This is a genomic window from Burkholderia lata (genome assembly GCF_902499025.1).
In the GTDB taxonomy this organism is placed as follows: Bacteria; Pseudomonadota; Gammaproteobacteria; order Burkholderiales; family Burkholderiaceae; genus Burkholderia; species Burkholderia lata_C.
Genome location: NZ_CABVPW010000043.1, coordinates 1 through 21,257, shown reverse-complemented (window position 1 = coordinate 21,257; position 21,257 = coordinate 1). Strand labels below are relative to the sequence as shown.

General features: G+C 66.9%; 22 protein-coding genes. 20 read left to right on the top strand and 2 right to left on the bottom strand.

Annotated elements, in window-relative coordinates; all coding sequences use genetic code 11:
- Positions 1-69 precede the first annotated feature (69 nt).
- The 4 genes from BDI24065_RS33005 (at position 70) to BDI24065_RS32990 (ending at position 3,445) form a co-directional block, all read left to right on the top strand.
- Positions 70-1,038 carry a hypothetical protein gene (locus BDI24065_RS33005; protein WP_175034782.1) on the top strand — a complete coding sequence of 323 codons (969 nt, stop codon included), beginning with the start codon at positions 70-72 and terminating at the stop codon, positions 1,036-1,038.
- A gap of 318 nt (positions 1,039-1,356) precedes the next feature.
- Positions 1,357-2,556: a PLP-dependent aminotransferase family protein gene (locus BDI24065_RS33000; RefSeq protein WP_175034736.1), complete on the top strand. Its 1,200-nt coding sequence runs from the start codon at positions 1,357-1,359 to the stop codon at positions 2,554-2,556.
- A 12-nt stretch (positions 2,557-2,568) separates the two neighbouring features.
- A complete protein-coding gene (locus BDI24065_RS32995) occupies positions 2,569-2,760 on the top strand; it encodes a hypothetical protein (RefSeq protein ID WP_175034735.1) in 192 nt (63 codons plus the stop codon).
- A gap of 97 nt (positions 2,761-2,857) precedes the next feature.
- A complete protein-coding gene (locus BDI24065_RS32990; protein ID WP_175034734.1) occupies positions 2,858-3,445 on the top strand; it encodes a pyridoxamine 5'-phosphate oxidase family protein in 588 nt (195 codons plus the stop codon).
- 16 nt (positions 3,446-3,461) lie between these two features.
- Here the strand turns inward: BDI24065_RS32990 and gcvA are convergent, their stop codons facing one another.
- Positions 3,462-4,355, bottom strand: a complete 894-nt coding sequence (gcvA, locus tag BDI24065_RS32985) for a transcriptional regulator GcvA (RefSeq protein WP_175034733.1) — start codon at positions 4,353-4,355, stop codon at positions 3,462-3,464.
- 134 nt (positions 4,356-4,489) lie between these two features.
- Between gcvA and BDI24065_RS32980 the strand changes: the two genes are divergently transcribed.
- The 7 genes from BDI24065_RS32980 to BDI24065_RS32950 all read left to right on the top strand — a co-directional run bounded on the left by BDI24065_RS32980 (position 4,490) and on the right by BDI24065_RS32950 (position 12,651).
- On the top strand, positions 4,490-5,194 hold the full coding sequence (locus tag BDI24065_RS32980; RefSeq protein WP_175034732.1) for an SDR family oxidoreductase: 705 nt from the start codon (positions 4,490-4,492) through the stop codon (positions 5,192-5,194).
- 203 nt (positions 5,195-5,397) lie between these two features.
- Complete coding sequence (locus BDI24065_RS32975) at positions 5,398-6,675, top strand: epoxide hydrolase family protein (RefSeq protein WP_175034731.1); 1,278 nt, start codon at positions 5,398-5,400, stop codon at positions 6,673-6,675.
- Between the two features lie 331 nt (positions 6,676-7,006).
- On the top strand, positions 7,007-7,816 hold the full coding sequence (gene fabI, locus BDI24065_RS32970; RefSeq protein ID WP_438820042.1) for an enoyl-ACP reductase FabI: 810 nt from the start codon (positions 7,007-7,009) through the stop codon (positions 7,814-7,816).
- Positions 7,817-7,877: 61 nt separating this feature from the next.
- The gene (locus BDI24065_RS32965; protein WP_175034730.1) at positions 7,878-10,226 is read left to right on the top strand and encodes a DUF3141 domain-containing protein; all 2,349 of its coding nucleotides are present in this window, start codon (positions 7,878-7,880) and stop codon (positions 10,224-10,226) included.
- Between the two features lie 19 nt (positions 10,227-10,245).
- Positions 10,246-11,184: a phosphate acetyltransferase gene (locus tag BDI24065_RS32960; RefSeq protein WP_175034729.1), complete on the top strand. Its 939-nt coding sequence runs from the start codon at positions 10,246-10,248 to the stop codon at positions 11,182-11,184.
- Positions 11,185-11,188: 4 nt separating this feature from the next.
- On the top strand, positions 11,189-12,367 hold the full coding sequence (locus BDI24065_RS32955; RefSeq protein ID WP_175034728.1) for an acetate/propionate family kinase: 1,179 nt from the start codon (positions 11,189-11,191) through the stop codon (positions 12,365-12,367).
- Between the two features lie 29 nt (positions 12,368-12,396).
- Positions 12,397-12,651: an RNA-binding protein gene (locus BDI24065_RS32950; protein ID WP_175034727.1), complete on the top strand. Its 255-nt coding sequence runs from the start codon at positions 12,397-12,399 to the stop codon at positions 12,649-12,651.
- A gap of 19 nt (positions 12,652-12,670) precedes the next feature.
- Here BDI24065_RS32950 and BDI24065_RS32945 read toward each other — a convergent pair whose 3' ends face one another.
- The gene (locus tag BDI24065_RS32945) at positions 12,671-13,066 is read right to left on the bottom strand and encodes a hypothetical protein (protein ID WP_175034726.1); all 396 of its coding nucleotides are present in this window, start codon (positions 13,064-13,066) and stop codon (positions 12,671-12,673) included.
- 348 nt (positions 13,067-13,414) lie between these two features.
- Between BDI24065_RS32945 and BDI24065_RS32940 the strand changes: the two genes are divergently transcribed.
- From BDI24065_RS32940 to BDI24065_RS32900, 9 genes are all read left to right on the top strand, one after another.
- A complete protein-coding gene (locus BDI24065_RS32940; RefSeq protein ID WP_175034725.1) occupies positions 13,415-14,458 on the top strand; it encodes an alpha/beta fold hydrolase in 1,044 nt (347 codons plus the stop codon).
- Positions 14,458-15,000 carry a cytochrome P460 family protein gene (locus tag BDI24065_RS32935; RefSeq protein WP_175034724.1) on the top strand — a complete coding sequence of 181 codons (543 nt, stop codon included), beginning with the start codon at positions 14,458-14,460 and terminating at the stop codon, positions 14,998-15,000. Before BDI24065_RS32940 ends, BDI24065_RS32935 begins: the two co-directional genes overlap by 1 nt.
- Positions 15,001-15,303: 303 nt before the next feature.
- On the top strand, positions 15,304-15,630 hold the full coding sequence (locus BDI24065_RS32930) for a DUF4148 domain-containing protein (RefSeq protein WP_175034723.1): 327 nt from the start codon (positions 15,304-15,306) through the stop codon (positions 15,628-15,630).
- A gap of 84 nt (positions 15,631-15,714) precedes the next feature.
- A complete protein-coding gene (locus BDI24065_RS32925) occupies positions 15,715-16,506 on the top strand; it encodes an alpha/beta fold hydrolase (protein WP_175034722.1) in 792 nt (263 codons plus the stop codon).
- 76 nt (positions 16,507-16,582) lie between these two features.
- Positions 16,583-17,983 carry an amidase family protein gene (locus tag BDI24065_RS32920; protein ID WP_175034721.1) on the top strand — a complete coding sequence of 467 codons (1,401 nt, stop codon included), beginning with the start codon at positions 16,583-16,585 and terminating at the stop codon, positions 17,981-17,983.
- Between the two features lie 426 nt (positions 17,984-18,409).
- Complete coding sequence (locus BDI24065_RS32915) at positions 18,410-18,880, top strand: rhodanese-like domain-containing protein (RefSeq protein WP_175034720.1); 471 nt, start codon at positions 18,410-18,412, stop codon at positions 18,878-18,880.
- A 28-nt stretch (positions 18,881-18,908) separates the two neighbouring features.
- On the top strand, positions 18,909-19,847 hold the full coding sequence (gene epsC / locus BDI24065_RS32910) for a serine O-acetyltransferase EpsC (RefSeq protein ID WP_175034719.1): 939 nt from the start codon (positions 18,909-18,911) through the stop codon (positions 19,845-19,847).
- Positions 19,848-19,855: 8 nt separating this feature from the next.
- Positions 19,856-20,077 (top strand): helix-turn-helix domain-containing protein, encoded by a 222-nt coding sequence (locus BDI24065_RS32905; RefSeq protein ID WP_011356215.1) that lies wholly within the window; start codon positions 19,856-19,858, stop codon positions 20,075-20,077.
- A 136-nt stretch (positions 20,078-20,213) separates the two neighbouring features.
- Positions 20,214-21,146 (top strand): family 2A encapsulin nanocompartment shell protein, encoded by a 933-nt coding sequence (locus BDI24065_RS32900; RefSeq protein ID WP_006479760.1) that lies wholly within the window; start codon positions 20,214-20,216, stop codon positions 21,144-21,146.
- The last annotated feature ends 111 nt before the right edge of the window (positions 21,147-21,257 follow it).

Genomic DNA, 21,257 nt, shown 5'->3' with positions numbered 1-21,257 from the left:
CAACGCGGGTCGCACGTTTGCATTTGATCGGCTACGATGACGCGCAGGCATGCTTCCGGGGAGCCAGCGATGACCACGTATGCGATCCCGGCCTGGCGCAGGATTCAACAACGCATGGGCCGGTTTGGGCGCGCAGCGCGACCGGGCCCGCTCGCCGCCGCGCCGCGTTCGCCTCGCGCGGCGACGCTCGCGGCGATCGGCGCATCGCTCGTCGTGGCCGCCTGCAGCTGGACCGCGCACGACGTGCACGCGGACGGCGTCGTCTGGCAGGTGGACAACACGACGACGAATCCCGTCGGCAACTGGCAGATACTCGGCATACACGATCTGCTGATTCAATGGACTGTCGTCGACGACACCGCGTTCATCGCCAACACCCGCATCCAGCCTGCCGCGCACCTTCCCGACTGGGAACGTATCGGCCGCGAGCCATGGGCCAGGAACGTGATCCTGGGCCTCGCCGGCTATCAGGACGAAAAACGGGCGCGCACCCATCTGTCGACGCTCGCCGAGCAGTCCCTGGAAGTCGCGCACGCATCCGTCCCGCTGCATGTCACCGGTTACTACTTCCCGGTCGAGATCGATCCGACCTGGCAGGACGCGCCCAAGCTCGCCGCGATCCTGCAACGGCTGCCGCGTCCGCTGTGGGTGAGCGTGTACGACCAGACCAATGTCGGCGGAAAGACGCTCGCGGACTGGCTCGCGGCGTGGCTGCCCGCGGACGTCGGCGTGTTCTTCCAGGATGGCTGCGGCGTCTATGCCCGCGAGCCGTATGTCGCGCGCAGCTACCTCGACGAACTCGTTTCAAAACTGGGCAAGCAACGCGTGCGGGTGATCGCCGAGGCGTTCCGGCCTGCCGAGCGGGGCGGCTTTCGGGCCGCCAGCGCCGACGAGTTGAGCAAGCAACTGATGGCGTATCGCGGCTATTCGGTCTATCTGTTCGATGGTCCGCACTACGTGTCGGACGACCTCACGCGCGCGCTCTCGACGTGGAAGCCCAAGCCGCCGCCGCCCGCGCCCGCGGGGCCGGCGCACTGATGCGGCCGGATCGCGGCCAAGCGGGGCGGGTGGGGTGGATGCACGGCGAAGCGAAACAATCGGGCGGATTGGCTTTCCGCCGGCAACGCGTGGGTGAAACCTGGTGTTGAGGCGCTGACGTTTAGTGCGTTTTGCTTCCCCCGCCATCCCCCCATTTGATGACCAAACCGCAAGACCTAGTGCATAGATATCGTTTGCCGCAGCCTTAATGACTATCGACAATCGTGGCTCGATTTCGCCGCCGTGGCCCCAGAAGCGCCGCGGTGGCCGGTATCGGGCGGCTATCCCGGCCGTCCGCGCCATCCAGCTCACGACGACATGTACGCGTTCACTTCCTCATTCCAGAATCCCGCCGGCTCGCCGATCCGCGAACTGTTCAAGTACCTGTCCGAACCGGGCATGATTTCCTTCGCGGGCGGCTACCCGGCCAGCGACCTGTTCGACGTCGACGGCCTGAACGCAGCCGCCGAGCGCGCGTATGCGCAGCCCGTGCGCTGCCTGCAGTACGGCCCGACCGACGGCCTTGCCGAACTGAAACAGCAACTGATCGCGCTGATGGGGCGTCGCGGCGTGGCGTGCACGGCGGCCGAGCTGCTCGTCACGACCGGTTCGCAGCAGGGCCTCGACCTGCTGCTGCGCGTGATGGTGGCGCCCGGCGACGTCGTGCTGACCGAACAGCCGGCCTATCCGGCCACGCTGCAGGCAATGCGTCTGCAGCAGGCGCGCATCGTGACGATTCCGGTCGACGGCGCAGGCCTCGACGTCGATCGTCTCGGCGAACAGCTCGCGTCCGGCGCGATCGTGCAGCCGAAGCTGCTCTACACCGTCCCGACCTTCGCGAACCCGACGGGCGCGACGCTCACGCGCGAGCGCCGGCTGAAGCTGCTGCGTCTCGCGGTGCAATACCGTTTCCTGATCGTCGAGGACGATCCGTACGGCGACCTGCGTTTCGCGGGCGAAGCCGTGCCGTCGATGCTGGCACTCGCCGATGAAGTGGACGGCGCGCGCGACTGGATCGTGCATTTCGCGAGCCTGTCGAAGATCGTCGCGCCTGGGCTGCGCGTGGGCTGGACGATCGCGCCGGCGGAGATCGCACGGCGCTGCGTGATCGCGAAGCAGACGGTCGACCTGTGCAGCACGCCATGGACGCAGGCGGCCGCCGCCGAATACCTGGCCGACGGCGCGCTCGAACGCCATCTGCCGCGCATCACGGCCGCGTACCAGCGCAAATGCGATGCGATGTGCGACGCGTTGCGCGACGGCCTGGGCGATGCGATCGAATTCCATCGTCCCGAAGGCGGGATGTTCGTGTGGGCGCGGATCGGCGCGGTGTCGTCGGACGTGCTGCTGCAACAGGCGATCGCGAACAAGGTCGTGTTCGTGCCCGGCAAGGCGTTCTTCGCGGACAACGTCGACGCGGCGTCGCTGCGCCTGTCGTTCGCCGCGCCGGACGTCGACGCGATCCGGGAAGGCGTTGCGCGCCTCGTGCGCGCGTATGGTGCGGCGCTGGCCGCTTGAGGAGACATCAACGTGACTATCACCGTCAACGACACCGTATCGATGAGCGTTGCGCCGGGCGCGGGCGATAACCGGCCGGTTGCGCACCGCTCGTCGCAGATCAGCGCGGGGCCGCAGTATGTGGCCGATGTGCTCGGCCGCTTCGGCGCGGAGCCGGCGGCCGACGTCGGCGAAGCCGCATCGGTCGTACTCGGCTACAACTGAGCCGTACGGCGGCGGCCGGTGCGCTGTGCACGCGTGCCGTCGCCGCAGCAAGCGGTTAAGCTTGCGCGATCGCAACCTCAACGATCGCCGCTTCGTCATGCCTGATTCCACCTCCGAATCGCTCGCGCAAACCTATGAGCGCCTGTGGGCCTGCCTCGAATCCGGCGTGAGCGCGCAGCGCTCGCCGTTCACGATGCTGCAGGCCGCGACGCTCGGCATCGACGGCGCGCCGAAGGTGCGCACGATCGTGTTGCGTCAGGTGAGTCGCGCCGACCGCGTGCTGTCGTTTCATACCGACGCGCGTTCGGAGAAGGTCGCGGAGCTGCGTCGCGATCCGCGTATCGCGCTCGTCGCCAACGATCTCGATGCGCTCGTGCAGATTCGCGTCGAGGGCGTTGCATCGATCTGCGATGACGACGCGCAACGGCGCGCGGTCTGGCAAGCGAGCCGACCGCATACGCTGCTGCTGTATCGCGCACCGTTACCGCCGGGTACGCCGGTCGAGTCGCCTGAAGCCGCGCATGTCGACAGCGCCGCATCGACGGATGACGGCTACGACAACTTCTGCCTGCTTCACGTGACCGTGACGCGTATCGACTGGCTCGAACTCGCGCGCGCCGGCCATCGCCGCGCGGTGTTCGACTTGCATGAAGGCGGCTACGAAGCCCGCTGGATCGCGCCCTGACCCTGCCCAGGCCCGCTCAAGGCCGCCCGCCCGACACCACCTGCGCGGCCATCCACTCGCGCATCACGACGATCGCGTCGTCGTCGCGCCGCTCGGCCGGATACACGAGATAGAACCCCACCGACAGCGGAAACGCGAAATCGAACGGCTTGCACAGCCTGCCCGCGGCGATGTCGCGCTCGACCAGCGGATCAGTGGCGAGCGCGATGCCCTGGCCGGCGACGGCCGCATCGATCGCGAGCGACGTCTGGTTGAAGCGCAGCCCCTTGTGCGGATCGATGTCGACGGGCGCGGGCATCGCGGCGAGGAACTCGGGCCACAGGTCGTGCGCATCGTGCAGCAGCACGTGGCCGGCGAGCGCGCGCGGCGACGCGGGCGCGGCCAGCAGCGCGGGACTGCACACGGCGCACACGTCGAGCGGGAACAGCGCATGCGTGGCGAGATGCTTGCCGAACGGCGGCTTGCCGTAGCGGATCGCGAGATCGACGCCGTCGTAGCGGAACGTCGCGATCTGCGGGTCGGCGATCACGCGCACGTCGTAATCGGGATGCGCATCGGTGAACTGCGCGAGCCGCGGGATCAGCCATTTCGATGCGAACGACGGCGTCGTGCTGATCGTCAGCGCGGCGCGCCGCTTCACGAGCTTGTCGGTCGCGTCGGCGATCGCGTGCAGTGCGCGCTGCACGTCGGAGAAATACGCGGCGCCGTCGTGCGTCAGCGCGAGGCCGCGCGGCAGGCGTTCGAACAGCTTCAGGCCGAGCACGTCCTCGAGGTGGCGCACCTGCTGCGCGACGGCGCCCTGCGTGACGCCGATCTCGTCGGCGGCGGCGCGGAAATTGAGGTGCCGCGCGGACACTTCGAACGCGCGAAGCGCATTCAGCGGCGGCAGGCGGGAGGGGCGAGGCGGCATCGTCAAGCTGTAGAAAAACTATTGGCTGGAGGCAGAAATACTGGTTCGACAGTCGTGATTGATGCGCCTACATTACCACCATGGCGCGCCGAACGGCGGCTGCGCGGCGGCAGGATTCAAACGAGGAGCACATCGTGACTGTAGAAAAAGTGGCGTTGATCACGGCGGCGGGCAAGGGCATGGGCGCGGCGATCGCGCGCGAACTGGCGGCGACGGGCTATCGCGTCGCGCTGATGTCGCCGTCGGGCAGCGCAGTGGCGCTCGGCGAGGAGCTGGGCGGATTCGGCATCCAGGGCTCGGTGACGGAAGAAGCCGACATCGACCGGCTCGTGCAGGAAACGGTCGCGCGCTACGGTCGCATCGATGCGGTCGTGAACAACACCGGGCATCCGCCGAAGGGCGATTTGCTGGCGATCACCGACGACAACTGGCACGCGGGGCTCGACCTGATCCTGCTGAACGTGGTGCGCGTGATGCGCCGCGTGACGCCGATCTTCCAGCAGCAGGGCGGCGGCGCGGTGGTCAACATCTCGAGCTTCGCGGCGGACGCGCCCGAGCAGCCGATGCCCGTTTCGTCGGCGCTGCGCGCGGCGCTGAGCGCGTGGACGCGCCTTTACGCGGAACGCTATGCGGCCGAGAACATCCGGATGAACGCGGTGCTGCCGGGCTTCATCGACAGCTGGCCGGAAACGCCGGAGATCGTCGCACGCATTCCGGCCGGCCGCTTCGGCAAGACCGGCGAGATCGCGAAGACGGTCGCGTTCCTGCTGTCCGACGGCGCGGGCTACATCACCGGGCAGAACATTCGCGTCGACGGCGCGATCGTCAAGGCGCTCTGAGCGTCGCACCGGCGAGCGGCCGCACGGGCCGGCCCGCTCGCCGCGCAGCCGCTACAAACGCGTACAAATCAGACAAATCCGGGATACATCAGACCTTTCAAATGGGCGACGCCGCGTGACGAGGGCGCGCCGGATTGAAAGCCTGGGCGCGTTCCCGCGCGCGGCATGTTCACTTTCCACTTCACGAAAGGAGATGCCGAACGATGTCTTCCACACCGTTTTCCCCGATGCGTCGCCACCTGCTGGCCACCTCCGTGGCCGCCGGGGTCTCGGCGATGCTGCCCACCGCGCTGCATGCGGCGACCGGCGCCAGCGGCATACGCCCGTTTACCGCACACATACCCGATGAAGCCGTGGCCGACCTGCGCCGCCGCATTGCCGCGACGCGCTGGCCGGGCCGCGAGACCGTCGCCGACGAATCGCAAGGCGTGCGGCTCGCGCGCATGCAGGCGCTGCTGCGTTACTGGGGCACCGACTACGACTGGCGCAAGGGCGAGGCGCGCCTGAACGGCTTCCCGATGTTCATCACGGAAATCGACGGGCTCGACATTCATTTCATTCACGTGCGTTCGCGGCACGAGAACGCGATGCCGATGATCATGACGCACGGCTGGCCGGGCTCGATCTTCGAGTTGCTGAAAGCGATCGGCCCGCTGACCGACCCGACCGCGCACGGCGCGAGCGCGGACGATGCGTTTCACGTCGTCGTGCCGTCGTTGCCGGGCTTCGGTTTCTCGGGCCGGCCGACGCAGACCGGCTGGGGTTCCGACCACATCGCGCGTGCGTGGGGCGAGCTGATGGCGCGGCTCGGCTATACGCGCTTCGTGTCGCAGGGCGGCGACTGCGGCTCGGTGATCTCGCACCGGATGGCGATGCAGCGCGTGCAGGGCCTGGCCGGGATACACGTGAACATGCCGGCGACGGTGCCGCCGGATATCGCGACGCTGCTCGCGACCGATGCGCCTGCGCCGGCTTCGCTGTCGCCGCAGGAGAAGGCCGCGTACGAGAAGCTCGCGACGTTCTATCGCGACAACTGCGGCTACTCGGCGATGATGGTCACGCGCCCGCAGACGGTCGGCTATGCGTTGGCCGATTCGCCTTCGGGTCAGGCTGCGTGGATGTACGACAAGATCTCGCAGTGGACGTATAGCGGCGGCGTGCCCGAACGCTCGATTCCGCGCGACGAGATTCTCGACGACATCTCGCTGTACTGGCTGACGAACACCGCGACGTCCGCCGCGCAGATCTACTGGGAGGATCACTCGAACAACTTCAATGCGGTGGATATCTCGCTGCCGGCCGCGATCACGGTGTTTCCGGGGGAGATCTACCAGGCGCCGCGTAGTTGGGCCGAGCGCAGTTATCACAACCTGATCTACTTCAACGAAGTCGACAAGGGCGGGCATTTCGCGGCATGGGAGGAGCCGGAACTGTTTGCTCGTGAAGTGCGTGCCGGGTTCCGGCCGTTGCGGCGCGGGTAAGCGACGGGGCGTGGCGAACGCGGGCCGGGCAATCATGCGGCTCGCGTTCGTTTCTGTTTTATCGCCAAAACAGCGGTTACTTTATTTCTGTCTGCAGAAGCCGCCCGTGTTTTCGCGCACGGTTGAATGACATATCGATGAAATTCGCCTGTCCCGATCGAAACATTCCATCGTAATTATTTGATTCAAAAGCGATTTTGATAAAAATCAAAAATATATCGCGCAAGTGATCTGATGGTTTGAAACACTCAATACAATGAGTCGCGGCAGAAAGGCAAATCGGCCCTTTCGCAGTTTCGCCCGGTGAAAAAATACGACCCGAGGTTTCGCGATGACGAATAACGACGTGCGCGAATCGCGCGCGCCTGGCAATGGCATGCGGCCGCTAGAAGGCAAAAGGGGCATCGTCGTCGGGCTGGCGAACGAGCAGAGCATCGCGTGGGGATGCGCGCGCGCCTTTCACGCAGCCGGTGCCGAGCTGGCCGTGACCTGGCAATCCGACCGCGCGTTGCCGTACGTCGAGCCGCTGCTGGAACAGCTGAAGCCGGCGATTGCGATGCCCGTCGACGTGAGTCGCACCGAGCAGATGCGCGCGGTGTTCGACGCGATCGGCGAGCAGTGGGGCGGCCTCGATTTTCTGCTGCATGCCGTGGCCTATGCACCCCGGGCCGACCTGCACGGGCGAGTTGTCGACAGTTCGCCGGAAGGGTTCGCGCTCGCGATGGATACCTCCTGCCATTCATTCATCAGGATGGCGAAGCTTGCCGAGCCGTTGATGACCGCCGGCGGCAGCCTGATGGCGATGACCTATATCGGCGCCGACCAGGTCATCGCCGAGTACGGCGTGATGGGGCCGGTCAAGGCGGCGCTGGAGGCGACCGTTCGCTACCTGGCCGTCGAGCTGGGCCCGGCAGGTATCCGCGTGCATGCGGTGTCGCCCGGCGCGCTGCCCACGCGGGCGGCCTCCGGGCTGCCGAACTTCGATCACCTGCTCGACGACACCGCACGGCGTGCGCCATTGCGCCGGCCGCTCGACATCGACGATGTCGGCGCGCTGTGCACCTTTCTCGCCAGCGATGCCGCACGTGCGATGACCGGCGGCGTTCACTACGTCGACGCGGGGATGCACGTGCTCGCCTGACGCGAGGCGGCCGCTCCCGGCATGCGTCGAGATTCACCTTGCCCCTCTGGAGAACAGTGTTATGGATGCTGCCACGCAACCGGCGCGCAGTCATGAGATCGCCGCGGAGATTGTCCACGTGCTGCAAAAGCGCACGCAGCACGCGCTCGAACAGTACGGGAAACGGTTGGGCGGAGCACTCGAAGGCAGCGACAGCGATAGTCGCGACCCGGGCGCCGCCCCCTTTGCCACGCTTTTCTCGCCGCTGGGCGCATGGCATTACGCGGTGGACGCCGTACAGCGCTCGCTGCTGTTCTGGGACACGTTGCGCGAGCGCGGCACGCAATATGTCGAGCGCACGGCCCAGGGACTCAAGCCGGTGCTGCATTTCGACTACGAGGTCGTGCTCGACGGCCGGCAGTTCGCACGGCCCGTCAACTACGCGCTCGTTCACATCCTGCCGCCGGACGGCGTGATCGTCGACGCCGGCAAGCGGCCTTACCTGATCATCGACCCACGCGCGGGGCACGGCCCCGGCATCGGCGGCTTCAAGGACGATTCGCAAGTCGGCGTGGCGTTGCACGCGGGGCATCCCGTGTACTTCGTCGTGTTCTTCCAGGAGCCGGAGCCCGGCCAGACGTTGCTCGACGTATGCGCGGCGGAACAGGTGTTCGTCCGGAAAGTGCGGGCGCTGCATCCCGACAGCCTCAAGCCGGCGATCGTCGGCAACTGCCAGGGCGGCTGGGCCGCGATGATGCTGGCGAGCTCGTCGGCGGACGATACGGGCCCGATCGTGATCAACGGCGCCCCGATGTCGTACTGGAGCGGTGCGTGGAGCGAGGGGCCCGGCGACAACCCGATGCGCTATGCCGGCGGCCTGCTCGGCGGCACCTGGCTCGCATCGCTCTCGTCGGACCTCGGCAACGGCAAGTTCGACGGCGCCTATCTCGTGCAGAACTTCGAGAACCTGAACCCGGCCAACACGTTGTGGGACAAGTATTACCACGTGTACGACAACATCGACACCGAGCCGCCGCGCTTCCTCGAGTTCGAGCGCTGGTGGGGTGGGTACTACCTGATGAACCGTGAAGAGATCGAATGGATCACGCGCAACCTGTTCATCGGCAACAAGCTCTGGTCCGGCGAGGTGCGGGACGGGGCGGGCAAGGCGTTCGACCTGCGCGAGATCCGCTCGCCGATCATCCTGTTCGCGTCGATGGGCGACAACATCACGCCGCCGCAGCAGGCGTTCAACTGGGTCGCGGACATCTACGGCAGCACGGAGGAGATCAAGTCGCGCGGGCAGGTGATCATCGGGTTGGTGGAAGAGGATGTGGGGCATCTCGGCATCTTCGTGTCGGGCAAGGTCGCGAAGAAGGAGCACGCACAGATCGTCAGCGTGCTGGATGCCGTCGAAACGCTGCCGCCCGGCCTCTATGCGATGTCGATCGAGGAGGTGAAAGGCGCCGACGGGAAGGTCACTTACGACGTCACCTTCGCCGAGCACCGTCTCGAAGAGATCGCGCAACACTTCAACCGCTTCGGGCGCAAGGACGAGCATGCGTTCGAGGCCGTCGCCGAGCTGTCCGAATTCACGCAGCGCGCGTATGAGCTGTTCATGCAGCCGTTCGTGCAGCAGGCATCGAACGAAACCACGGCGCGCCTGTTGCGCGACTTTCATCCGCTGCGCTTTCAGCGCTGGGCGTTTTCGGACCTGAACCCGTGGCTGGGCTGGCTGAAGCCGGCCGCCGACACGGTCAAGGCGAGCCGCCAGCCGGCCGACGACATCGAGCCGTGGCGCAAGCTCGAACGGCGTGGCTCGGACGTCATCAGCGCGTCGCTCGATTTTTTCCGCGCGATGCGCGATGCGAGCACCGAGTCGCTGTTTTTCACGCTGTACACGCAGCCGTTCATGCTGCATTTCGCGGAACAGTATCGCGACCGTCATGCCGCTTCGCCGGTGGCGACGGATCCCCGCGACCTGCCGTTCGTGAAGGACGCGCTTGCGTCGATCGACCAGGGTGGCTACACGGAAGCGGTTGCGCGCGCGGCGTTTCTGCTCGAACGCAGCGGCGAACCGTTTCCGCTGGCGCAGCTTGCGACCGAGCGTGAGCTCGCCGAGACCTACGCCGAGTACCTGCCGGATCTGCCGCACGATCAATGGCGGCGCATCTACGGCGAGCAGGAAATCATCGCGACTTACGCGCCGCAACAGGCCGTCGCCACGCTGCCGGCGCTGCTTGCCCGGCCGGAGGATCGCCAGCGGCTGCTGACGTTGCTGGACAAGCTGCTGGGCGACCCGCGCGTGCAAAACGCGTCGGTGAGCGAGCAACAGTGGGCGGCGCTACAACGCATCCGCGCGGTGCTGGGGGCGCCGCCTGCCGCGCGGCCGGCCAAGGGGCCGGCGGCGGCACTCGATCGTGTGCAGTGACGGACAGCAAGGAACCACGATGGAAACCAGACACGAGAAATATCACCGCCTCATCGAACACTGCCAGACGCTGGCGCCGATGCCGACGGCCGTCGCGCACCCGTGCGATCGAAGCTCGCTCGAAGGGGCGCTGGAGGCGGCGCGCAAGGGGCTGATCGAACCGATCCTGGTGGGCCCGCGTGCCCGGATCGAAGCGACCGCCGCGGAGTTCGGGCTGTCGATCCGCGATCATGAAATCGTCGATGCGCCGTACAGCGAGGCATCGGCGGCGGCGGCGGTGCGACTCGTCCGCGACGGCCGGGCGTCCGCGCTGATGAAGGGCAGCCTGCACACCGACGAGCTCATGGCCGAAGTGGTGCGGCACGATGCCGGATTGCGCACGGGCCGGCGCATCAGCCATTGCTTCGTGATGGACGTGCCTGCGCACGCCGATCCGCTGATCGTGACCGACGCGGCGATCAATATCGCGCCGACGCTCGAGGAAAAGGTCGACATCCTGCAGAACGCGATCGATCTCGCGCATGCGCTGGAATTTCCGCAGGTGCGCGTGGCGATCCTGTCGGCGATGGAGACGGTCAACCCGAAAGTGCCGTCGACGCTCGAAGCCGCCGCGCTGTGCAAGATGGTGGATCGACGGCAGATTACCGGCGCGCTCGTCGACGGCCCGCTTGCGCTCGACAACGCGATCGATCCCGAGGCCGCGCGCATCAAGCAGATCGATTCGCCGGTGGCCGGGCACGCGAACGTGCTGATGGTGCCGGACCTCGAAGCGGGCAACATGCTCGCCAAGAGCCTGTCGTTCCTGGCCGGCGCGGACGCGGCGGGGATCGTGCTCGGCGCGCGCGTGCCGATCATCCTGACGAGTCGCGCCGATTCGTTGATCACCCGGCTGGCTTCATGCGCGGTCGCGATGCTCGTCGCGAACGTGCAGCGCGAAGCGGCCACGCGCGCGGGTTGATGCCATGGCAGACGTGATTCTGGTATTGAATGCCGGCTCGTCGAGCATCAAGTTTTCCGCATTCGACGTGCAGCGCGACACGCTCGGGCTGATCGTGCACGGTCAGGTCGATGGTCTGTACACGGCCACCGTGCACTTCAGCGCCGTCGACCATCACGCGGAACGTCACGAGCAGCAATGGGCCGGCGGCGAGACGTTCGGCCATCAAGAAGGGCTCGCGCAGATCGCCGCGTTCCTGGAGGCTCACCAGGAAGGGCACCGTCTCGCGGCGGTGGGCCATCGCGTCGTGCACGGCGGGCAGCGCTTCAGCGGCCCGGTGCGCGTCACGCCCGAGATCGTGGCCGAGCTGGAAAAGCTCACGCCGCTCGCGCCGTTGCATCAACCGCACAACCTCACGCCGATTCGCATCCTCGAAGCGGCGCAGCCCGGTATCGAGCAGGTCGCCTGCTTCGACACGGCGTTCCACTGCACGCAGCCGGTGGTGTCCCAGGCGTTCGCGCTGCCCGAGTCGATCACCCGCCGGGGCGTGCGCCGCTATGGCTTCCACGGGCTCTCGTACGAATACATCGCGAGCGTGCTGCCCGACGTTGCGCCCCAGGCGGCGCGCGGGCGCACGGTCGTCGCCCACCTCGGCAACGGCGCGAGCATGTGTGCGCTCGTTGCGGGCAAGAGCGTCGCGAGCACGATGGGGTTCACCGCCGTCGACGGGCTGCCGATGGGCACGCGTTGCGGCAACCTGGATCCGGGCGTCGTGCTCTTCCTGATGGACGAACTCGGGATGGACGTGCGCGCCGTCGAGGATCTGATCTATCGACGCTCCGGGTTGCTCGGGGTGTCCGGCATCTCGAGCGATATGCGGACGCTGCTCGCGAGCGACGATCCGCACGCGCGCTTCGCGATCGAGCTGTACATCTACCGCATCGCGCGCGAACTCGGGTCGCTTGCCGCCGCGATGGAGGGTATCGATGCCATCGTCTTCACGGCGGGGATCGGCGAGCACGCGGCGGCGATTCGCGAAGGCGTGATGCGCGGTGCGGCGTGGCTCGGTGTCGAGATCGACGTCGAAGCGAATCACGCGGGCGGGCCGCTGGTCACGACGGCGTCGAGTCGCGTACCGGCGTGGGTGATCCCGACCAACGAAGAACTGATGATCGCGCACCATACGCGCCGGCTGATCCGGTGACGGACGGGCGAACAGGAAAAGGAGCCGTCATGGCCGAACTATTGCTGGTCAATGTCGAAGAACACGCACGCGACGACGAGGTCGGCGCGTTCCTGAAACGGCATGGATTCCCGCTGTTCGACTCGATCGAGCGCGTGCCGGCCGGGATCGGTAACCCGATCGCGCTGCTCAGGTTCAGTACGCTGTCGTCGGTGGGGCTCTACACGCTGCGCGCGCGGATCGACCACATTTCGTGGCGGGGGCGGTCGATTCGTGCGCATATCCTGCCGGATCGGAAGGACTGAACGGTTTGGTGCGTCAGCTTCAGACAATCCGGCATGTGCCGTGCACGTCTCTGAGCCATGTGAAAAGTGTCATGGCGCCATAGACACAAAGCAGCGCGATCAAGAATCGAAACCACGTTACCTTGAAGCGCTGGAATCGCCGGACGACCGCGGCGAGTGCGATGCAGGCAATCAGTCCGACCGGCAAAACATGCCAGTAGTCCCTGACGGCGGCAAAAACGACCGCCACCGTGTAAAGCACGACCCAGACCACGGCATCGCCAAGGGTGTCGCAGTACGCGGTGGAGTATCCGGAGAACCACGCGAGCAAAAGTGCCGCCAGTCCGAACACGGTCAGGATGGTCGCGAGCCAGAGCGGCGGCCTGTTCGTGCCCGCCTGTTGTACGGGGGCGTTCTGTTTGTGGGTATCGGCCAAATCGAGCACCTGAAATCGAGGGGGTTGTCAGCGCCAGCGGCGTAGTATCGCCGCGTTCCGGTGCCGAAGCGAGAGGCCGTGCCTGGCCGCGTCGTCGCCGACGCGTGTCGGCACGGGGCATGCGGCGCCTCGCCAATACGCATCTCCAGCCCGATTTTTGAATCGTCGTGTGTCGTGTTCGCACACAGATACGTTGGGATACAAAGCCTCTGGATGGATCGGATATAAATCCGGTGAAGCGATTCACACGGCGGCGCAGTGCCGGCGCCGCCGCCGAGAACGCCAATTCCCGAGCGCCCGCACGTGCCGCGGGCCCCTTCCGTAGCGATCGACAATGGAGAACGAGTCATGCCTGAAACCGTGAACACCCGCCGCCGCCTGATCCTGGGTACGACGCTGGCAAGCCTGAGCCTCGCCGACCTCGGCTTCAGCGCCCTCGCGCATGCGCAGTCGGCGCCCGATGCCCCGCCTGCGAAGCGCACGGCCGGCGTCGCGTCGCTGGGCACGATTCACCAGATCGATGCGGGCGTGCTCAACGTCGGGTATGCGGACCTCGGGCCGAAGAACGGCCCCGTCGTGTTCCTGCTGCACGGCTGGCCGTACGACATCTACAGCTACGCGGAAGTCGCGCCGCTGCTCGTCGCGGCCGGCTATCGCGTGATCGTGCCTTACCTGCGCGGCTACGGGTCGACGACGTTCCGCTCGGCCGACACGGTGCGCAACGGCCAGCAGGCCGTGACGGCCGTCGACATCGTCGCGCTGATGGACGCGCTGAAGATCGACCGCGCGGTGTTCGGCGGCTACGACTGGGGCGCGCGCACGGCCGACATCATCGCGGCGTTGTGGCCGCAGCGCGTGAAGGCGCTGGTATCGGTGAGCGGCTACCTGATCGGCAGCCAGGAGGCGAACCGCAAGCCGCTGCCGCCGCAGGCCGAATTCCAGTGGTGGTATCAGTTCTACTTCACGACCGAGCGCGGCGAACTCGGCTACACGGCGAATCGCGACGCGTTCAACAAGCTGATCTGGCAACTCGCGTCGCCGAAGTGGCAGTTCTCCGATGAAACCTACGCACGCTCGGCGGCATCGTTCCAGAACCCCGATCACGTGGCCGTCGTGATCCACAACTATCGCTGGCGCCTCGGGCTCGCGAAGGGCGAGGCGCAGTACGACGACATCGAGCGGCGTCTCGCAGCCGGGCCCGCGATCACGGTGCCGACGATCACGATGGAGGGCGACGCGAACGGCGCGCCGCATCCGGAACCGGCCGCTTACGCGAAGAAGTTCACGGGCAAGTACCAGCACCGGACAATTACCGGCGGTATCGGCCACAACCTGCCGCAGGAAGCCCCGCAGGCGTTCGCGGATGCGATCCTGCAAGTGGAGCATCTGTGATGCGGGCTCGCGTGGGTGTGGCGCGTCGCGGCATGCGCCGCGCGTTCGTCGCGGGCGTGCTGCTGGCCGGTGCGTGGTCGGCGAGCGGCCCGGCCGCGTTCGCGGAGCAGCCGAAGCCGGCCGCGGCCGCGTCGCCGATCTACGGCGTGACGATCCCGCCCGGCTACCGGAAGTGGGAAATGGTCGCGCCGGCCGAAGAGGCCGCACCGCTCGACGAACTGCGCGTGGTGCTCGGTAATCCCGTCGCGATCCGGGCGCTCGAACAGGCGACGCTGCCGTTTCCGGACGGCACGATCCTCGTGAAGCTCGCGTACAAGCGCAAGCAATCCGACGAGCTGCCCAGTGCGACGGTGCCGGGCCAGGCGACGACCGTGCAGGTGATGGTGAAGGACTCGCGCCGCTATGCGTCGACGGGTGGCTGGGGTTTCGGGCGCTTCATCAACGGCGTGCCCGCCGATATCGGCCAGCATCAGACGTGCTTTGCGTGCCACCAGGCGCGTGTGAAGAACCACGACTACGTGTTCACGCGGCTCGCGCCGTGACGTATGCGGTTCGATGTGTTCGACGGAAAGGCGTGCCAGGTGTGGCACGCCTTTTTTCATGGTGGGTGGGCTTGGGGGGAGCACATCGGCAGATGGGGCTGTGAACGATGCGGCGGCCCGGTTTGTATCGCACTGTATCTGCGGCCGTTCCTGAAAAACTGGCATGCAGAAAGCCCCGGTTACGGAAACATGGCAGATACGTGCGCGGGTTCTACTGTCGACATGCAGGAAACGTTCGATGCCAGACGAACTGGATCGGATGCCGAATGATCGACTGACCACCTTCCTTCAAGGAGAACCCTCATGAAAGCCGCTCGAATCCTCGCCGTCGCCGCACTCGCCGCCATCCCCGCGTTGTCGTTCGCCGATACCGGCCACGGTCTCACGCGTGCCGACGTTCGCGCCGAACTCGTCCGCCTGGAACAGGCCGGCTACAACCCGGCACGCAGCGAACCGCATTACCCGGAAGACATCGCCGCCGCGCTGCAGGTGGCGCGCTCCGACCAGAACGGCCCGTCGAAGTCGCAAGGCGACAACGTGGCCGATGCGTCGACGCCGGCCAGCCATCGCGACGCGGCCCAGTCGCGCTCCGCGCGGAACGCTGCGGACGACCTGTACGCGCATTCGTGATCCGGTGCCGCGCCTGCTGCCTGGAGGCGCGGTCGCCCATGCAGCACTTCATTTGAATAACACGACACAAATAGGAGCATGACGATGGCCGGTTTGATGAAACGCGTTCTGGTATCCGCCGCGGTGGTCGGCGGACTGTTCGGTGCGGTCGCGGCGCAGGCTGCGCCGCAGGACGACCTGAAGGGCACGAACGTCGTGCTCGTGCACGGCGCGTTCGCCGACGGGTCGAGCTGGAACCGCGTGATTCCGCTGCTCGAGGCGCGCGGGCTGCACGTGGTGTCGGTGCAGAATCCGTTGAGCTCGCTCGCCGACGATGCGGCCGCGACGAAGCGCACGATCGATGCGCAGAAGGGGCCGGTCGTGCTGGTCGGCCATTCGTGGGCCGGCGTCGTGATCAGCGATGCGGGCAACGACGACAAGGTGAAGTCGCTCGTGTACGTCGCCGCGTTCGCACCGGACAACGGCCAGTCGATCGCCGACGTCACGCAGGGGCTGCCGGCGCCTGCGTGGGCCGGCGAACTGCGCAAGGACGCGGGCGGTTTCGCGACGCTGTCGGACAAGGCGATCGCGCAGGATTTCGCGCCGGACCTGCCGCCCGCGCAGCAGCGCATCGTTGCGGCGACCCAGGGGCCGTGGTATAGCGGTTGCATCTCGGAGAAGGTCATGCAGGCCGCGTGGCATGCGAAGCCGTCGTCGTTCGTCGTCGCGACGCAGGACCGGATGATCGATCCGAAGCTGCAGGAAGCGATGGCGAAGCGGATCGGCGCAACGGTCACGCGCGTGAACGGCAGCCATGTGTCGATGCTGAGCCAGCCGAAGGCCGTGGCCGACGCGATCATCGCGGCCGCCGAACGCGCAAAGCAGGATACGCAGTGAGTGAACGCGGCGCCGCGCGCTCGCAGGGAAGCGCGGCGCGATGAGTGATTGTGATGTCCTTCCACAAGGAGAAGTCATGACGCAACTCTGGCAACTGCCGGCAACTGAACTCGCGAAACGCGTGCGGCATCGTGAAGTATCCGCGCGCGAAGTGGCCGACGCGGTGCTCGATCGCCTCGACGCGGTCAATCCGGCGATCAACGCGGTGATCGAGCATCGGCCCGACGACGTGCGGCGGCAGGCAGACGAAGTCGATCGCACCATCGCGCGCGGCGACGATCCGGGGCCGCTCGCGGGCGTGCCCGTCACCGTGAAGATCAACGTCGACCAGGCGGAATTCGCGACGACCAACGGCACGCGCCTGCAGGAGAACCTGATCGCGCACGCGGACAGCCCGGTGGTCGGCAACATCAGAAAGGCCGGCGGAATCCTGCTCGGCCGCACCAATTCGCCGACATTCGCGTTGCGCTGGTTCACGTCGAATCTCGTGCATGGCCACACGCGCAATCCGCGCAACCCGTCGCTGACGCCGGGCGGATCGAGCGGCGGCGCGGCGGCAGCCGTGGCCGCCGGGATCGGCCCGCTTGCGGTCGGCACCGACATCGGCGGCTCGGTGCGTTACCCGGCCTACGCGTGCGGTGTGCACGGCATCCGGCCGTCGCTCGGTCGTGTGCCGGCGTTCAATGCATCGTCACCCGAGCGCGCGATCGGTGCGCAGCTGATGTCGACCGCGGGGCCGATTGCACGCACGATCGACGATCTCTCGCTCGCGCTGCGTGCGTTTGCCGCGCCGGACCCGCGCGACCCGTGGCAGGTGGCGGTGCCGTTCGACGGGCGCGAGGTGCCGAAGCGCGCGGCGCTGTGCGTGCGGCCGGGCGGCTTGCAGGTCGTGCCCGAGGTCGAGGCTGCATTGCGCGATGCCGCACGGCGGTTGATCGATGCCGGCTGGACCGTCGACGAAATCGACGATACGCCGCCGATGCGCGAGGCCGCACTGTTGCAGGAGCAGCTCTGGCTCGGCGATGGATTCGACGCGTTGACGGGCGCGGTCGTGAAAGACGGCGATCCGGGTGCGGCTGCGGTGGTCGAGGCGGTGCGCGGCAAGGTGCGCGATTTGCCGGCCGACGTGATCAGCCGCGCGCTCGTCCGGCGCACGACGCTGACGCGGCAGTGGCGGCTGTTTCTCGACGAGTATGCGGCGGTGCTGCTGCCTGTTTCATCGGAACTGCCATTTCCCGACGATCTCGACAGGCAAGGGCAGGGCGCGTTCGATCGCGTGTGGGAGGCGCAGCTCACGTTGCGTGCGCTGCCGGCGATGGGGCTGCCGGGGCTCGCTGTCACGACTTCGCTCGTGAACGGCATACCGGTCGGTGTGCAGGTGGTCGCCGCGCCTCATCGCGAGGACCTGTGCCTGCTCGCGGGGCGCGATATCGAAGCGCGCGGCGTGCCGGTCGCGCCGGTTGATCCGGTGGTGTGACCGGTGGACGGACCAGCGAATGCATCGGCGATGCCTATCCGGCATCGTGCCGATGCATGCCGACAACCAGCCTGATTTCGTGAGTCGACCATGCATGCGCGCCCGCGCATGCATTCCATTTCGGATTCCGTTGCAACGCGTCGCCTTCCGCGTTGATCGATTCCTGCAACACCTTTCATAGTCCTTCGATGCGTGACATCGAACGGTCGTTAATCCTCCCGTCTTGCTCGCCAGCGTACCCGCGCGAATAGCGCGCGTCTGCTATTGCATTCCTCGCGCCGCTGATTAGGAAATGAATTTTTATTGGTTCTGCTTGCCCGGCCGCGCTCGCATAGTGGCGCTGACGGCTATAGACAGCACGCAAGCTGCAACGGCCGCATTCCCGGTGTCTTTGATCATACGAATCAACGAAAGCAAGGAAGTGTCATGACGGTTGCATTGGAAGAACGAACCGCTGCGCAGCAGGCGCTCGAAGACGCGCGCGCAGCGGCCGCAGCGGCCGGCACGCCCTACGCGGGCGGCGTCGCGCCGGAAGCGGCGTGGGCGCTGTTCTCGTCCGGCGATGCGTTGCTGGTGGACGTGCGCACGGCCGAGGAACGGAAATTCGTCGGCCACGTGCCGGCGTCGCTGCATGTGCCGTGGGCGACCGGTACGAGCCTGACGCGCAACCCGCGCTTCGTGCGGGAACTGGAAGCGAAGACGGGCAAGACGGCCGTCGTGTTGCTGTTGTGCCGCAGCGGCAACCGCTCGGCGCAGGCGGCCGAGGCTGCGACGAAAGGGGGCTTTACGCAGGTATTCAACGTGCTCGAAGGGTTCGAGGGCGACCTCGACGAACGGCAGCATCGCGGCGGCAGCAATGGCTGGCGTTTTCGCGGCCTGCCGTGGGCGCAGGACTGATTCACGGCCGTTACGGGGAGAAAGCAGCATGGCCGCATTCGACATCGACGACATCGTTCAATCGCTGCAGACCGTGCGCCGCGCGTGGCGCGAGAAGCAGCGGCGCTCGCTCGAACCGGGCGGGCGCGACCTGCCGGCGCGCGAGGCGCTCGCGCAGATCATCGGCGCGCTGAAGGGCGTGCTGTTCCCGATGCGGCTCGGGCCGCCGGACCTGCGCCAGGAGAGCGAAAACTTTCACGTGGCCCATGCGCTCGACGCGGCGCTGAACGCGCTGCTCGCGCAGGTGACGCTCGAATTGCGCTATGCGGCGCGCCAGCGTCACACCGACGGGCCGGTCGATACCGTCGACGTCGTCGCTTCGTCGGCCGTGCAGTCCTTTGCCACGCGGCTTCCGGAGATTCGCCGGTTGCTCGACAGCGATGTGCTGGCCGCATTCCATGGCGATCCGGCGGCCGGCAGTGTCGACGAGGTGCTGCTGTGCTACCCCGGCATCCTCGCGATGATCCACCACCGGCTCGCGCACGAGCTGTACGGGCTCGGCCTGCCGCTGCTCGCGCGGATCATTGCCGAGCAGGCACACGCGGAGACGGGCATCGACATTCATCCGGGCGCGCGCATCGGCGCGGGCTTCTTCATCGACCACGGCACGGGTGTCGTGATCGGCGAGACGGCGATCATCGGCGAACGCGTGCGCGTGTACCAGGCCGTCACGCTCGGTGCGAAGCGTTTTCCGCGCGACGCGGCCGGCCATCTGGAGAAGGGGCTCGCACGCCATCCGATCGTCGAGGACGACGTCGTGATCTATGCGGGCGCAACGATCCTCGGCCGCGTGACGATCGGGCGCGGTGCGGTGATCGGCGGCAACGTGTGGCTCACACAGGACGTGCCGGCCGGTGCGAACGTCACGCAGGCCGTGCTGCGCAGCGAAGCGAACGCCGCGCCGCGCGCGGCGGCGCGCGTCGCCTAGGAGGCGCGATGAGCGACCTCATCCATCACTTCGGCGCCAACGTGCGCAAGCTGCGCGAAGCGCGCACGTGGTCGCAGGAGCAGCTGGCCGAGCATGCGGGGCTGAACCGCTCGTATGTCGGCGAGATCGAGCGCGGCGAGGCGATCGCGTCGATCGTCACGGCCGACAAGATCGCGCGCGCGTTCGACGTGTCGATCTCGACGCTGCTGCCGGGCGCGTACGTCACCTGAGGCCCCCGTTCCGTTTCCCTTTCGGTTGCACGCGACATGACGGCTATAGCATGTTGAGCCGGCAGGTGCGTGCTTCCGATAATCACCGAGCGTCATAAGCAATCCCGTTTTTCATCTTAAGAACCCGGAGCCACACATGTCGACCGTTGCAAGCGGCACGGCCGCGCTGAGCGATCACGCCGCCCGCCAACTAGCGAACGCTACCAAGACCGTCCCCCAGCTTTCCACGATCACCCCGCGCTGGTTGACCCACCTGCTGCAATGGGTGCCGGTCGAGGCCGGCATCTATCGGCTCAACCAGGTGAAGAACCCGGAAGCCGTGCGTGCCGCCTGCACGCAGCTCGAGGACGAAAGCGTGCTGCCGCAGACCTTCGTGCCCTACGAGGAACAGCCGCGCGAATACTTCCTGAACGCGGTGAGCACGGTGCTCGACGTGCATACGCGGATCTCCGATCTTTACAGCAGTCCTCACGACCAGATCAAGGAACAGCTGCGCCTGACGATCGAGACGATCAAGGAGCTGCAGGAAAGCCAGCTGATCAACAACCCCGACTACGGGCTGCTGGCCAACGTGACCGATGAGCAGCGGATTTTCCCGCTGACCGGCGCGCCGACGCCGGACGATCTCGACGAGCTGCTGACCAAGGTGTGGAAGGAACCCGCGTTCTTCCTCACGCACCCGCTCGCGATCGCCGCGTTCGGCCGCGAATGCACGCGTCGCGGTGTGCCGCCGCCGACGGTCAGCCTGTTCGGCTCGCAGTTCCTCACGTGGCGCGGCATTCCGCTGATCCCGTCGGACAAGGTGCCGGTCGCGGACGGCAAGACCAAGATCCTGCTGCTGCGCGTCGGCGACAAGCGCCAGGGCGTGGTCGGCCTGTATCAGCCGGGCGTGGCGGGCGAGCAGGGCCCGGGCCTGTCGGTGCGCTTCATGGGGATCAACAACCAGGCGATCGCGTCGTACCTGATCTCGCTGTATTGCTCGCTTGCGGTCCATTCGCCGGATGCGCTGGCTGTCCTCGATGACGTCGAAATCGCCAAGTTCCATGACTATCCCGACACCTACCGTTAATCCCGGCCTGGCCGGCGGCGACGTGCACGCGCTGCCGCATGCGCCGCTGCCGGCCGGCTTGCCCGACCCGGCGACGCTCGCGCGGCTCGCGTCCGAGTTCTTCGCGACGCC